Annotated in this window: 10 protein-coding genes; 3 read left to right on the forward strand and 7 right to left on the reverse strand. The window is 73.6% G+C overall.

Annotation, left to right across the window (positions count from 1 at the left end):
* Nucleotides 1–16 precede the first annotated feature (16 nt).
* The 3 genes from SCK26_RS13290 (at nucleotide 17) to SCK26_RS13300 (ending at nucleotide 3,901) form a co-directional block, all read left to right on the forward strand.
* Nucleotides 17–1,561 (forward strand): alpha/beta hydrolase, encoded by a 1,545-nt coding sequence (locus SCK26_RS13290; protein ID WP_318201514.1) that lies wholly within the window; start codon nucleotides 17–19, stop codon nucleotides 1,559–1,561.
* Between the two features lie 132 nt (nucleotides 1,562–1,693).
* The gene (locus tag SCK26_RS13295) at nucleotides 1,694–3,253 is read left to right on the forward strand and encodes an alpha/beta hydrolase (protein WP_318201515.1); all 1,560 of its coding nucleotides are present in this window, start codon (nucleotides 1,694–1,696) and stop codon (nucleotides 3,251–3,253) included.
* Nucleotides 3,254–3,493: 240 nt separating this feature from the next.
* Nucleotides 3,494–3,901 carry a hypothetical protein gene (locus tag SCK26_RS13300; RefSeq protein WP_318201516.1) on the forward strand — a complete coding sequence of 136 codons (408 nt, stop codon included), beginning with the start codon at nucleotides 3,494–3,496 and terminating at the stop codon, nucleotides 3,899–3,901.
* A gap of 109 nt (nucleotides 3,902–4,010) precedes the next feature.
* Here SCK26_RS13300 and moeZ read toward each other — a convergent pair whose 3' ends face one another.
* The 7 genes from moeZ to SCK26_RS13335 all read right to left on the reverse strand — a co-directional run bounded on the left by moeZ (nucleotide 4,011) and on the right by SCK26_RS13335 (nucleotide 13,645).
* A complete protein-coding gene (gene moeZ, locus SCK26_RS13305; protein WP_318201517.1) occupies nucleotides 4,011–5,189 on the reverse strand; it encodes an adenylyltransferase/sulfurtransferase MoeZ in 1,179 nt (392 codons plus the stop codon).
* Between the two features lie 158 nt (nucleotides 5,190–5,347).
* On the reverse strand, nucleotides 5,348–6,307 hold the full coding sequence (locus tag SCK26_RS13310) for an NAD-dependent epimerase/dehydratase family protein (RefSeq protein ID WP_318201518.1): 960 nt from the start codon (nucleotides 6,305–6,307) through the stop codon (nucleotides 5,348–5,350).
* A gap of 189 nt (nucleotides 6,308–6,496) precedes the next feature.
* Entirely contained in the window at nucleotides 6,497–7,579 is a 1,083-nt protein-coding gene (locus SCK26_RS13315) for a hypothetical protein (protein ID WP_318201519.1), read from the reverse strand.
* Nucleotides 7,580–8,070: 491 nt separating this feature from the next.
* Nucleotides 8,071–9,753: a DUF3492 domain-containing protein gene (locus tag SCK26_RS13320; RefSeq protein WP_318201520.1), complete on the reverse strand. Its 1,683-nt coding sequence runs from the start codon at nucleotides 9,751–9,753 to the stop codon at nucleotides 8,071–8,073.
* A gap of 234 nt (nucleotides 9,754–9,987) precedes the next feature.
* On the reverse strand, nucleotides 9,988–11,580 hold the full coding sequence (locus tag SCK26_RS13325) for an ABC transporter ATP-binding protein (protein WP_318201521.1): 1,593 nt from the start codon (nucleotides 11,578–11,580) through the stop codon (nucleotides 9,988–9,990).
* Nucleotides 11,577–12,575, reverse strand: coding sequence for an ABC transporter permease (locus tag SCK26_RS13330; RefSeq protein WP_318201522.1), 999 nt, complete (start codon nucleotides 12,573–12,575; stop codon nucleotides 11,577–11,579). The genes SCK26_RS13325 and SCK26_RS13330 overlap by 4 nt, the downstream gene beginning before the upstream one ends.
* The gene (locus tag SCK26_RS13335; protein ID WP_318201523.1) at nucleotides 12,572–13,645 is read right to left on the reverse strand and encodes an ABC transporter permease; all 1,074 of its coding nucleotides are present in this window, start codon (nucleotides 13,643–13,645) and stop codon (nucleotides 12,572–12,574) included. Before SCK26_RS13335 ends, SCK26_RS13330 begins: the two co-directional genes overlap by 4 nt.
* Nucleotides 13,646–13,647 lie beyond the last annotated feature (2 nt).

Here is a 13,647-nt window from a genome sequence, read left to right on the forward strand (position 1 = left end):
GCTCACGATGGGGAGCATGGCGAACCCCTCCCGGCTGCGCGCCGCCGCGCTGACCACGTCCGCTGTGCTGCTCTTCGCCGCGCCGGCCGGCTGCGGCGGCCGCTCCGAGGACGGGGACCTCACCCACCAGAAGCTGGACTGGCAGGACTGCCCGGCCCCGTCCGAGGCGGAGGGCGGCGGCACCGCCCCCACGCCGCTGCCGAACGGCACCGAGTGGCAATGCGCCACCATGAAGGCGCCGCTGGACTGGGGCCGGCCCAAGGGCGACACGATCGGCATCGCCCTGATCCGCGCCCGGGCCAGCGGCCCCGCGAACCGGCGGATCGGCTCGCTGGTGTTCAACTTCGGCGGCCCCGGCGGCAGCGGCGTCACCACGCTGCCCGCCTTCGGCCCGGACTACACCACCCTGGGCACCCGCTACGACCTGGTCAGCTTCGACCCGCGCGGGGTCGGCCGCAGCGCGCCGGTGCGGTGCGAGAGCGACGCCCGGCTCGACGAGTACTTCCAGCAGGACGCCACTCCGGACGACGCCGCCGAACGCGCCCAGCTGCTGCGGCGCACCCGGGAGTTCAACACGGCCTGCGAGAAGAACTCCGAGAAGGTCCTTCCGCATGTGCGCACCACCGACGCGGCCCGGGACATGGACCTGATGCGCCAGGTCCTCGGCGACCGGAAACTGCACTACTTCGGCATCTCCTACGGCACCGAACTCGGCGGCGTCTACGCCCACCTGTTCCCCGAGCACGTCGGCCGGGCCGTCTTCGACGCGGTCGTGGATCCCACGCAGAACGCCGAACAGAGCGCGCTGGGCCAGGCGAAGGGCTTCCAGCTCGCGCTCGACAACTTCGCGCGGGACTGCACCTCCAAGACCACGCAATGCCCGGTCGGCAGCACCCCGCAGGAGGTGAAGGAGCGCATCGCGAAGCTGCTCGCCGACCTGGAGAAGAAGCCGATCCCGGGCATCTCCCCGCGCGAACTGACCCAGACCGCCGCCACCAACGGCATCGCGCAGTCCCTGTACTCGAAGGACTTCTGGGAGTACCTGACCGAGGGGCTGGAGGAGGCGTACGACGGCGACGGCAAGATCCTCATGCTGCTCTCCGACTCGATGAACGGCCGCGGGGAGAACGGGGAGTACAGCAATCTGGCCGCGGCGAACGCCGCCATCAACTGCTCCGACGACAAGGCGCGGTACACCGCGGGCGACGTCCGGCGGGCACTGCCCCGGTTCCGCGCCGCCTCGCCGCTGTTCGGGGACTACCTGGCCTGGGGCCTGGTCAGCTGCACGGACTGGGCGGTGCCCGGCGCCGCCGCCCATCCCGACGTGCGGGCACCGGGTGCGGCGCCGATCCTCGTCGTCGGCAACACCGGCGACCCGGCCACCCCGTACCAGGGCGCGAAGAAGATGGTGGACGCGCTCGGCAAGGGCGTGGGTGTCCAGCTGACGTACAAGGGCCAGGGGCACGGGGCCTACGACAGCAAGAACAAGTGTGTGCAGCGCGCGGTGAACGGCTATCTGCTGGACGGCAAGGTGCCGAAGGCCGGCCTGGTCTGCTCCTGACAACTCCAGGCTTCGAGGAGAATCCGCAGGTCAGACAGTTATCCACAGGCCGTCACGGGCTGGGCCGAAGATGCCTACCATGGCCTGAACGCCCGGCGCGGACGACGCGACGGGCCTGTCAGGGGGGTGCGCGTGATGCGATTTCCGCGGTGGACGGCCGCGCTGGCGGCGGGACTGCTGCTGGCCGGCTGCGGCGGCTCGTCCGGCGGGGACGGAAAGGGCGACGAGGGCAAGGGGACCGGCTCCGCTCCCCCGTCGGCATCAAGTTCCCCGGCCGCGCCGTCCGCCACGGCCCTCCCCGCCTCGCTCACCTCCCAACGGCTCGGCTGGCACCGGTGCGAGGCCTCCGGGAACACCTCCGCACCGGGCGGCACATGGCGGTGCGCGACACTCAAGGTGCCGCTGGACTGGTCCGATCCGGCCGGCCGGACCATCGGCGTCTCCCTCATCCGCTCGCGGGCGACCGGCGGCGACCGCATCGGCTCACTGCTGTTCAACTTCGGCGGCCCGGGCGGCTCCGGCGTGTCGACGATGCCGTACTACACCTCCGCCGTCTCCGCGCTCCACAAGCGGTACGACCTGGTGAGCTGGGACCCGCGCGGGGTCGGCGCGAGCAGTGGCGTGCGCTGCCGCGACGACCGCGGGATCCAGGCCGCCGAGGCCGTGGACGCCACACCGGACACCCCGGCCGAGGAGGAGGCCTACTTCCAGGACGCCGCCGACTTCGGCGAGGGCTGCCAGAAGGCCGCCGGCCCGCTGCTGGCCCATGTGTCCACCACCGACACGGCCCGCGACATGGACCTGATGCGCCAGGTCCTCGGCGACGACGAGCTGCACTACTTCGGCATCTCCTACGGCACGGAACTCGGCGGTGTCTACGCCCACCTGTTCCCCGGGCGGGTGGGCCGGCTGGTGCTGGACGCGGTGGTCGACCCGGCCGCGGACACGGTGGGGCATGCCGAGAACCAGGCCCGCGGCTTCCAGCGGGCCCTGGACGACTATCTGAAGTCCACCGGCCAGGACCCGGTTCAGGGCACGCGGAAGATAGCCGGCCTGCTGAAGCGGCTCGACGCCACGCCGCTGCCGACCTCGTCCGGACGGAAGCTGACGCAGACCCTCGCGACCACCGGGATCATCCTGCCGCTGTACAGCGAGCCGAGCTGGCCGAGGCTGACCGGCGCGCTCAAGTCGGCGCAGGAGGGCGACGGTTCGGAACTGCTGGCGCTCGCCGACGAGTACAACGAACGGGGTGCGTCCGGCCGTTACGGCACCATGTCCCACTCCCAGCGGGTCATCTCGTGCCTGGACGAGAAGCAGCGGCCGACGCTCGCCGAGACGAAGCGACGACTGGCCCGGTTCGAGCGGATCTCCCCGGTGTTCGGGGAGTACCTCGGCTGGGACACGGCGGGCTGGTGCCACGACTGGCCGGTGCCGGGCCAGTACGACACTCCGGAGGTCGCCGCGCCGGGCGCGGCCCCGATCCTGCTGATCGGCAACACCGGCGACCCGGCCACCCCGTACGAGGGCGCCCGCGAGATGGCCGACGAACTGGGCCGGGGAGTCGGCGTCGAACTCACCTGGAAGGGAGAGGGGCACGGCGCGTACGGCAGCGGGAGCGCCTGTGTCGACGCGACGGTGGACGCCTATCTGCTGAACGGAACGACACCGAAGGACGGCAAAGTCTGCCCATAGCAGACTAATTTCAACAAAAACCTCATAATTAGACAGCTCACTCAGGGGTCGATACGCTCGGACGGTGGCCGCCACAGCCGATCCGATCGGGCCGGGCCCGTAGCCGCAGGCGCCCGCAGTGGCCGGCCCGTCAACCCACCGCGACGGCACACCGCATCTGGCGATCGGACGCCGTGCCCGGATGCACAGCGCTCGACGTCCTCGCCACATGCCGTCCTCAGCAGACGAGTGGAGACTGGTATGCGGGATTTCAGCAGCAGGGCCTGCAAGCTCGGTACCGTCGGGGCCGTGGCCTCGCTGGCACTGGTCGTTCCCGCCGCGACGGCCGGTGCGGCCCACGCCAACCCGAACTCCGGCAGGGTCAAGGTGACCGGGACCGCGAGCTGCGAGCGGTTCGAGGACTCCTCGGTGACCGACGTGACGATCACCACCAAGGGCAAGGTCGCCTCCGACCAGCTCTCCGGTGAGAACGTGGCCGAGTCCTACTCGATCACCTTCACCAAGGTCCCGGCGAAGAAGGGCCTCGCCGCCAACGTCAAGGTCACCTGCATCGACAGCGACGACGAGGCACACACCTTCGCGAAGAGCATCACGGTCACCCGCCCGGCAAGCCCCGCGACCGAGGAACAGACCATCAACCTCAAGTAGCGCCCCGGAAAGCCCACGGCGGCACGCGACCAACGACAAAAGCCCACGGCGTCCGAGCAGTTCGGAGGCCGTGGGCTTCGTCAGCCGTGCCGGTGGGCGAGACCCGTGGTCAGTAGACCGGCTTGTCGGGTTCGATCTGGTTGACCCAGCCGATGACTCCGCCGCCGACGTGAACCGCGTCGGCGAAGCCGGCGGACTTCAGGACCGCGAGGACTTCCGCACTGCGGACACCCGTCTTGCAGTTCAAGACGATCTTCTTGTCCTGGGGAAGGCTCTCCAGGGCGGTGCCCATCAGGAACTCGTTCTTCGGGATCAGCGTGGCGCCCGGGATGGACACGATCTCGAACTCGTTCGGCTCGCGGACGTCGATGATCTGGATGTTCTCGCCGTCGTCGATCCACTCCTTGAGCTGCTTCGGAGTGATCGTGGAGTCGATCGCCGCCGCCTGGGCCTCCTCGGACACGACGCCGCAGAAGGCCTCGTAGTCGATCAGCTCGGTGACGGTCGGGTTCTCGCCGCAGACCGCGCAGTCGGGATCCTTGCGGACCTTGACCTGGCGGTACTGCATCTCCAGGGCGTCGTAGATCATCAGACGGCCGACCAGCGGCTCACCGATGCCGGCGAGGAGCTTGATCGCCTCGTTGACCTGGATGGAGCCGACCGACGCGCACAGCACGCCCAGCACGCCGCCCTCGGCGCAGGAGGGGACCATGCCGGGGGGCGGCGGCTCCGGGTACAGGCAGCGGTAGCAGGGGCCGTGCTCGGACCAGAAGACGGACGCCTGGCCGTCGAAGCGGTAGATCGAGCCCCACACGTACGGCTTGTTCAGCAGCACACACGCGTCGTTGACCAGGTACCGGGTCGCGAAGTTGTCGGTGCCGTCGATGATCAGGTCGTACTGGCTGAAGATGTCCATCACGTTGTCGGCTTCGAGCCGCTCCTCGTGAAGGATCACGTTCACGTACGGGTTGATGCCCTTGACGGTGTCACGGGCCGACTCGGCCTTGGAACGGCCGATGTCGGACTGGCTGTGGATGATCTGGCGCTGCAGGTTCGACTCGTCGACCTCGTCGAACTCCACGATGCCGAGGGTGCCCACGCCCGCGGCGGCCAGGTACATCAGTGCCGGCGAGCCCAGGCCGCCGGCGCCCACACAGAGCACCTTGGCGTTCTTCAGCCGCTTCTGCCCGTCCATGCCCACGTCGGGGATGATCAGGTGGCGGGAGTACCTGCGGACCTCGTCTACGGTGAGCTCGGGAGCTGGCTCGACCAGGGGTGGCAGCGACACGGGGACTCCGTTGGTCGGTCAATCACTACAGTTGTTCTCCTCGTAACACTGCCACGCCCTTCTTCATTCCGAGACACCCGTTCCGGTGTGCGAGACGATGCCGTCCCAGCAACCGGGCAGCGTCCGCCGGGAGCCGGTGCGCTCGGGCGCGGCAGCGGTCAGATGCGGCACGCCGCCTCCATCCAGATGTCGGCCAGGGACTCCTCCAGGTTGATGCGGGGCCGCCAGCCGAGGCGGTCGCGGGCGGTGCGTACGTCGGCCTGCTGCCAGCTGCCGCAGCCGTCCGGGTAGGGGTAGGCGACCGGGGGCGCGTGGTCGGCGTCGGCGCGGGGGTGCCCGAGAGCGGCCCGCAGCGGCCCGGGCGGGGCGTCCAGTTCGTGGAGGGCACCGCCGTAGCCGGCCACGCGCGCCAGGACGGCGGCGGCGTCCCTGAGGCGGACGGCGCGCCCGGAGCCGATGTTGATCACGCCCTGCGCGGCGGAGAGCGAGGCCGCGTGCACGGCCCGGGCGACATCGCGTACGTCGATGAAGTCACGCTGGACGCCGAGCCCGCCGAGCTTCAGCTCGCCGTCTCCGGACTGCATGGCGCGGCGCATGGCCTCGGCGAGCCGGCCGAGCGGGGAGCCCGCCGGGGTGCCGGGCCCGGCCGGCGAGAAGACGCGCAGGACGACCGCGTCCAGGCCGGAGCCGAGGACCAGTTCGGTCGCGGCGAGCTTGCTGACGCCGTACGGGCCGCCGGGGCGCGGCACGGCGTCCTCGGGCGTGGAGGAGCCGGGCTGGCTGGGGCCGTACTCGGAGCCGCAGCCGATCTGCACCAGGCGCGCGCCGCAGCCGCTGCGGCGCAGCGCCTCGCAGACGGTGGCCACGGCGACGGTGTTGTGCCGGGTCAGTTCGCGGGCGCCGCCCCGGGTCGCGCCGGCGCAGTTGACGACGACTCCGGGGTGGACCGCGTCCAGGAAGCGGGTGAGCGCGCCCGGGCTGCCGGTGGCGAGGTCGAAGCGGACGTCGGCGTCGTCGCCGCGGCCGAGCGCGGTGAGCTGGACGGCCGGGTCGGCGAGCAGGCGGTCGGCGACGTAACGGCCGATGAATCCGTTGGCTCCGATCAGCAGGACCCTCATCGGGCGGCTCCCGGGGTGTGCGCGCCGGTGGTACCGGCCGTTTCGACGGCTGGTGCGGCTGCTCCGGACGCTCCGGCGGTTCCGGTGGCTCCGGACGCTCCGGGTCGGGAGGTGGTCATCTGGTCTTCTCCTTCGAAGAGATGGTGCGGATGCCCGTGGCGGGTCGGGTCGGACCGGCGGGCGGGAGATTCACTCGGGTGCTCCCGTGGGGGCGTGGGCCGAGGCCCGGGTGAGCGTGCGGCCGGCGTGCCAGAGCAGGGCCAGGGCCGCGGTGCCGCAGGCGAGGACCGGTACGGCGGCCTCGCCGCACGCGTCCACGAGGGTCTGGACCGGGGCCGCCAGGAAGGCGCAGCCGGACAGCCGGCCGGCCGGCGGCAGCGCCAGGGCCACCGCCTCCACGGCCACGGCGGCGCCCAGTGCGCGGGCGGGTGCGCGCCGGTGGCGGTGCGCGGTGAGCAGGCGGGCGGACAGCAGCAGGGCGCCCAGGGCGAGGGCCTGTGGGTAGGCCGCGGGCTGGCGCAGGACGGTGCCGCACAGCGCGAGCAGCGCGGCCAGGGCGCCGAGGTACAGGGCGAACGCGCCGGGCAGCACAGGGGTCATCGCGGCCGTGAACGCCTTCAGGCTCCGGCTGGCGGCGAGCCCGCGGCGGGCTCCGGCGGCGAGGAGGCGGGCGCACCAGGCGGCGGGGGCGCAGGCCAGCAGGAGGGCCAGGACGGGCGCGGTGGCCGTGGGCCAGGGGCCGTCCGGGGTCCCGGTGGGCGGGGCGTCGGGGCCGCCGGTCAGGACGGCGCGCAGCAGGCCGTCGCCGAGGAGGGCGTATCCGAGCAGCCAGAGCGTCCACGCGCCGGTGCCCGGCGTGGTGCGCCGGGCGCGTGCGCCGGGCGGGCCGGCGAGCGGGCCGTGGCGCAGGGCCGCGCGGGTGGCGAGGGCGACGGCGAGGAGGCCGCCGAGTGCCACCAGCAGGCGGGGGGTGCCGTGGGTGAGGCGCAGTCCGGTCACCGTCGCCGCGCCGAGCGCTCCGGGCAGGAGGGCGAGCAGGACCCAGCCTGCTCGGACGCGGGGTCCGGGGAGGGGCCGGGGCTGCGGGGAGGGCCGCTCGGTGTCGCACGGCACGCGCGCGTACAGCTCCTCGGCGAGCGAGAAGACGTCACGGTGGCGGAAGTGGGCGGCGGTCCGGTCGGTGATGCCGTACGACTCCAGGCGCACGGCGGTCTCCAACGGGTCCACCGCCCGCTCGCACAGCTCGGGGTGCCCGTGCAGCAGGGCTTTCACCGGGTCGCCGGAGCTTTGGGCGGCACCGCCGGCCGGCGTCCGCGCCGACCACCCGTCCGGCGCGGAGGGACCGCTCCCAGGACCCCGTCCGGCCGGAGCCGTCCACCAGGCGTCGCCCTCCACGGCTTCGGCCCGCGTACCGGAAACCCGCCCGCGAAGTCCGGCCGGCGCTCCGGGAACACGGTCGGCCGGCGGTGCTCCGCGCCCGGAGTCCGGCGCGACAGCCGGAGCCGGCACCCACTCCCCCGACCGCGCGTCCCATGGCTCCGCGCCGCTCGGCATTCCCGGGTGGTCCGAGGCGGCCGCATCTCTCCGGGCCGGAGCGCCGTCGCCCAGGTCGTCCCCGCTCCCGGCGACCGGCCTGTTCGCCTCTTCCGGCCGCACCGCCGTACCCGGCCCGCCCGGCTCCACCGGCTCTCCCTTCCGCCCCCGCGGCTCCACGGGCGGGCCGGAGCCCGGTCCGTCGGTGGAGGGACGGCGCCGCAGGCCGGTCATCGGGTCTCCTCCGCCGACGGCCGGGTGGCCCGGGACGGGGTGCGGGCCGCCCAGGCGGGGACGCCGCGGGGCGGGGCGGGGGCCGTGGGGCCGGTCCAGTGGCCGGGGACGAAGGTCTCGGCGGGGGTCGCGAAGGGGCGGGGCTCGTCCGGGGCGGACCGGCGGACCGGGCAGCGGGAGACGATCTCCAGGTAGAGGCCGTGAAAAGCCGTGACGGTCCGCTCGACGGTGAACAGTTCGAGCGCCCGGGCGCGCGCGGCGGCGCCGAGGCGCACGCGCCGCTCGGGGTCGCGCAGCAACGCCACGCACGCCTGCGCGAGCGCTCGGGGATCGCGCGGCGGTACGACCAGTCCCGTGCCGCCGATGACCTCCGCGACCGCGCCCGCGTCCGCGGACACGGTGGCCCGGCCGGTGAGCATCGCCTCGACGAGGCCGGCCGGGAAGCCCTCCGCATGGCCGGAGCGGACGACGACCGCGCCGGCGGCGTACGCGTCGGACACCCTCGTCTCCTCCGAGGGGCCGATCTCCTCGAAGGAGACGGGACGGTCGCCTTCCGGCTCGCCGGGGAACAGCCGCGCGGCCAGCGCCCGGCAGTGGCCGGCATAGGCCGCTCCCTCGGCGCCGGACGGCGTGCCCACGATGCGCAGCCGGGCCTTCGGCTCCTCCCGGCGGACCTCGGCGAAGGCGTGCAGCAGGGACACCAGGTCCTCGGCCGGGTCCACGCTCCCGGCCCAGACCAGCGTGTACGCATCGGCCGGGACCGTCGACGCGTCCGCCTCCCCGAACCGCTCGGCCTCCGCGCCGGGATACACCGTGCGGATCCGGGCGCGGTCGGCGCCGCACCGTTCCTGCCAGCGGCGCGCGTGCGCGTCACCGGAGGTGAGGAGTTCGGCCGCGCGGTAGACCTCGGCCGCGAGCCGGCCGTGGAAGGCGGCGAGCACGGCGCGTACGGCGGGAGCGGCGGTGCCGGGGCCGGACGTCAGGTAGTGGGTGCGCAGGTGCACGTCGAACTCGGTGACGAGCAGCGGCACCCCGTGGAAGTGCCGGGCGAGCAGCCCGCAGAGGGCGGGCGGGCCGCCTGTGGTGGCGTGGCAGAGGTCGGCCGCGCCGAGCGCGTCGTCGCCGTACCAGTCGAGCGAGAGGGGCCGCAGCGCGTGTTCGAGGTGCGCGGTGACGGTGAGCAGGTCGGTCACCCGGGCCTCGCGCGCCGTGCACAGCGCGCGGGGCGCGCGGCAGGCTCGTTCCAGGGCGCGCACGGCGATGTCCGAGCGCAGGGCGCCGGCCAGCCCGTCCTCCTCGCGGGCGAGTTCGGCGAGTGCGTACAGCGCACTGCCGAAACGGTCCGCCAGATCCCCGGACGCGTCCGGCCCCTCACCTGCGGCCCCGGCGCCCGCGCACACCGCCCCGACCAGTTCGCCGTAGCACTCGGCGAAGCGTCGGCGTGCGCGCCGGCCGTAGGGAAGGCCGGCGTCACCGGCCGTCCACGGCGGCGCCGTGCGCACCCGGCGGACCTGCGGCGGCAGCGCGGGCCGGACCCCGGCCTCCCGGCGCCGGCCGCCGCCGAGCGCGTAGATGTCGAACTCGTGCTGCCCGAGTCCGCGCACCAGCCGTTCGCACCAGGACGCGGCGGCACCGCTCGCATACGGGCGGGCACCCTCGGTAAGCAGCCCCAAGCGCATGTGTGCACCCCCGGTCTCCCGTCTGGGGAGCCGCCATCGGACCGGCGGCTCGCAGCGGGATGAACGTAAGGGGACAAGGCGGTGGCGCGACGGACGGTTGTCCGTCGCGCCACCAAAAGGGGTGAACGCTCGTAACTTTCGCGTGCGGGTCGCGTTCGACCGCGCTAATGCGTCACACGGTGATCGGACGAGCGCGAAACGTCACGGCCTGCGGTGCGGGCGCGGTGCCGGCCGCTAGGCGGCCGCCGGATCGCGTCGGGCGGCGCGCCGCCGGGCCGCCAGTTCCGGGTCGAGGGCGGGCACGGCGGCCAGGAGCTGCTTGGTGTACGGCTCGCGCGGGCTGTCGTAGACCTCGTCGGCGGGCCCGTACTCGACGAGCCGGCCACGCCGCATCACCGCGACCCGGTCGCTGACCTGGCGGACGACGGCGAGGTCGTGCGCGATGAAGACCAGCGCCAGCCCGAGTTCCCGCTGGAGTTCGCCGAGCAGGGCGACCACCTGGGCCTGCGTGGTGACGTCGAGCGCGGAGACCGGCTCGTCGCAGACGAGAGCGCGCGGCTCGGCGGCGAGCGCCCGTGCGATGCCGACGCGCTGGCGCTGGCCGCCGCTGAACTCGTGCGGGTAGCGGTCGTAGTGCGCCCGGTCGAGTCCCACGCGCGCCAGCAGTTCCGACACCCGCGCCCGGATGCGCTCCTCGTCGTGTTCGCCCCGCGCGCGCAGCGGGTCGGCGATGGACTCGCCGATGCTGCGGCGGGGGTTGAGGGAGGAGACGGGGTCCTGGAAGACCATCTGGACGGCCGGGTTCACCCCGGTGTGCGGGCGCCCGGCGTAGCGGATCTCGCCGGCGGTCGGCTCCAGCAGCCCGACCAGCATGCGGCCGAGCGTGGTCTTGCCGCTGCCGCTCTCGCCGACCACGCCGAGGGTCTCCCCGCGCCGGACGGTCACCGAGACGTCGTCCACGGCCGCGAACGCCCGCTTGCCGCGCCCGAACTCGCGCCGTACACCGGTGGCCTCCAGCACGACCTCGCCGGTGGCCGGCGGGCCGGTGCGGCGGGCGTCCACGCGCGGGACGGCGTCGAGCAGTTCGCGGGTGTAGGCCTCGGCGGGCGCGGCGAGGACGGCGCCGACCGGGCCGCGTTCGACGGCCCTGCCGTGCCGCATGACGAGGATGTCGTCCACGCTCTCGGCGGCCACACCCACGTCGTGGGTGACGAGCAGCAGGCCCATGCCGGTCTCCGCGCGCAGGGTGTGCAGCAGGTCGAGGATCTGGGCCTGGACGGTGACGTCGAGGGCGGTGGTCGGCTCGTCGGCGATCAGCAGGTCCGGTTCGCCGGCGAGGGCCATGGCGATGAGGGCGCGCTGGCGCATGCCGCCGCTGAACTCGTGCGGACGCGACCGGGCCCGCCGTGCCGCGTCCGGGATGCCGACCCGGTCCAGCACCTCCACGACACGGGCGCGTGCGGCGCGGCGCGACACGCGCGCGTGGACGCGGTAGACCTCGGCGATCTGGTCGCCGATCGCGTAGTACGGGTCGAGCGAGGACAGCGGGTCCTGGAAGACCATGGCCGCCCTGGCGCCGCGCAGCCGGCGCAGTTCCTCGTCGGAGGCCGCCCGGACGTCGGTGCCGGCCACCCGGACCGTGCCGCCGACCCGGGCGCCGGTGCCCCGGTGCAGGCCCAGCAGGGCGCCCGCGACCGTGGACTTGCCGGAGCCGGACTCGCCGACCAGGGCGAGGGCGGCGCCCTCCGCGAGGCTGAAGGAGAGCCCGTCGACGGCGCGCAGGGCGCCGAACCGGACGGTCAGGTCCGTCACTTCCACCAGGCTCATGCGAGCACCACCCGTCGGTCGGCCACCGCGTACAGGACGTCCGCGACGGCGTTGGCGAGGACCACGAAGAAGCCGGTCACCAGGACCATGCCGACGACCACCGGCAGGTCGACGACCTTGACCGCGTGCACCAGTTCCTGGCCGATGCCGGGCAGGCCGAACAGGGTCTCGGTGAGCACGGCGCCGCCGACGGCCGAGCCGAAGGTGACCGCGTTGAGGGCGATGACGGAGGCCGTGGCGCCGCGCAGGGCGTGCCGGGTGATCACCGCGCGTTCGCCGACGCCGTAGGCGCGGAAGGTGCGGATGTGGTCCTCGGCCAGTGTCTCCAGCATCGACGCCCGGGTCAGCCGGGCGAAGTTGGCCGCCTCGATGAGGGCGAGGGACAGCCATGGCAGCAGCAGGTTCCACGCCCACTGTTCGGGGTCGTCGGTGAAGTTCACGTACTGCGGGAAGGGCAGCAGCCGGAGTTCGCCGCAGACGACGATCATCAGGACCAGGCCGATGACGAAGACGGGGGTGGCGACGCCGGCGAGGGTGATCGCGGTCAGCACGCGTTCGGAGAGCCGGCCGCGCCGCCAGGCGGACAGCACGCCGGTGCCGACGCCGAGCAGCAGCCAGATCACCATCGCGCCGAGCACCAGCGAGAAGCTCACCGGCAGCTTGGTCAGGATGATGTCGGTGACCTGCCGGCCGCTCTGGTACGACTGGCCCAGGCAGGGCGCCGAGCAGTGCTCCACGGAGGTGCCGGTGGAGTAGTCCTGGCCCGCGAAGACGCCATGCAGGAAGTGCCAGTAGCGCACGTACAGCGGGTCGTCGAGGTGGAGTTGCTGGGCCACCTGGTGGACCTGGGCCGGGGAGCAGCGCGGGCCGCAGGTGATCTGGGCGACGTTGCCGGGGGTGACGTAGAAGACGACGTAGATGATCACCGAGAGCACGAACAGGGTGATCACGGCGCCGACGAGCCGGCGCAGGACGAAACCGGTGAGGCCGTTCACGCCCTCTCCTCCTTCCCGGCAGCGGTGTCCGCCACGGCGGTCCCGGTGGCCGGCGAGGCGTTCGCCAGGGCCGCCTCGGCGCGGGCCTCCCGTTTGCGGCCGGTGCCGACGCGCAGCCGGGAGGCGGCGCGCGGGTCGAGGGCGACGCGGACGCCGTCGCCGAGGACGGTCATGGCGAACACGGTCACGAACAGGGCGAGGGCGGGCAGCAGCAGGTACTGCGGGGCGGCCTCGTACCAGACGTCGGCGGAGGTGAGCATCTGGCCCCACGAGGGCGTGGGCGGCTTGACTCCGACACCGAGGAAGGACAAGGCCGCCTCGGCGCTGATGTTGGCCGGGACCAGCAGCGCGGCATAGGTGATGACCGGCGCGGCGAGACCCGGGAGGAGTTCGCGCACGGCGGTCCGCCAGGTGCTCCAGCCGCTGAGCCGGGAGGCGGAGACGTAGTCGAGGTTCTTCAGGGCGAGCGTCTGGGCGCGCACCATCTTCGCCATCGTGGACCATCCGGCGACCAGGGAGAGGATCAGCGCGACCAGGACCGGGCGCGGGAAGCCGTCGGGCGCGACGGCCAGCAGGGCCAGGGCCATGATCATCAGCGGCATCGCGACGAAGATGTCGGTGATCCGGCTCAGCACCAGGTCGACCCAGCGGTTGCCCAGTCCGGCGGCCGTGCCCACGGCGACCCCGAGGAGGACCTGGACCAGCGTGGCGCCCAGCGACACACCGAGCGAGACCCGCGCGCCGTAGACGAGCCGGGCGAACAGGTCGCGTCCGGTCTGCGGCTCGACGCCCAGCCAGTGGCCGGCGCTCGCGCCGCCGAGGGAGCCGATGGGCACGCCTCCGCGGGCGGAGTCGATCAGGTCGGGGTGGTAGGTGGTGGGGTCCTGGCCCTCGACGGCGGTGAGCAGCGGCGCGGCGAGCGCGACCAGGACGAGCAGTGCGACGACGACGGCGGCGACCAGGGCGGCGCGCTGCGCCCGCAGCCGCCGCCAGAACTGACGGGCCCCCGAGACCGCCGGGACGGTGGTGTCCGTCCCGGCGGTCTCGACGGCGACGAGTGCCTCGCTCACGG

It is taken from the genome of Streptomyces sp. SCL15-4 (assembly GCF_033366695.1).
Classification (GTDB): Bacteria; Actinomycetota; Actinomycetes; order Streptomycetales; family Streptomycetaceae; genus Streptomyces.

Excerpts from the sequence above, each read along its gene's own strand:
- SCK26_RS13290 (WP_318201514.1), top strand. The coding sequence starts at position 17 with ATGGCGAACCCCTCCCGGCTGCGCGCCGCCGCGCTGACCACGTCCGCT.
- SCK26_RS13320 (WP_318201520.1), bottom strand. The coding sequence starts at position 9,753 with ATGCGCTTGGGGCTGCTTACCGAGGGTGCCCGCCCGTATGCGAGCGGT.
- SCK26_RS13325 (WP_318201521.1), bottom strand. The coding sequence starts at position 11,580 with ATGAGCCTGGTGGAAGTGACGGACCTGACCGTCCGGTTCGGCGCCCTG.
- SCK26_RS13300 (WP_318201516.1), top strand. The coding sequence starts at position 3,494 with ATGCGGGATTTCAGCAGCAGGGCCTGCAAGCTCGGTACCGTCGGGGCC.
- SCK26_RS13310 (WP_318201518.1), bottom strand. The coding sequence starts at position 6,307 with ATGAGGGTCCTGCTGATCGGAGCCAACGGATTCATCGGCCGTTACGTC.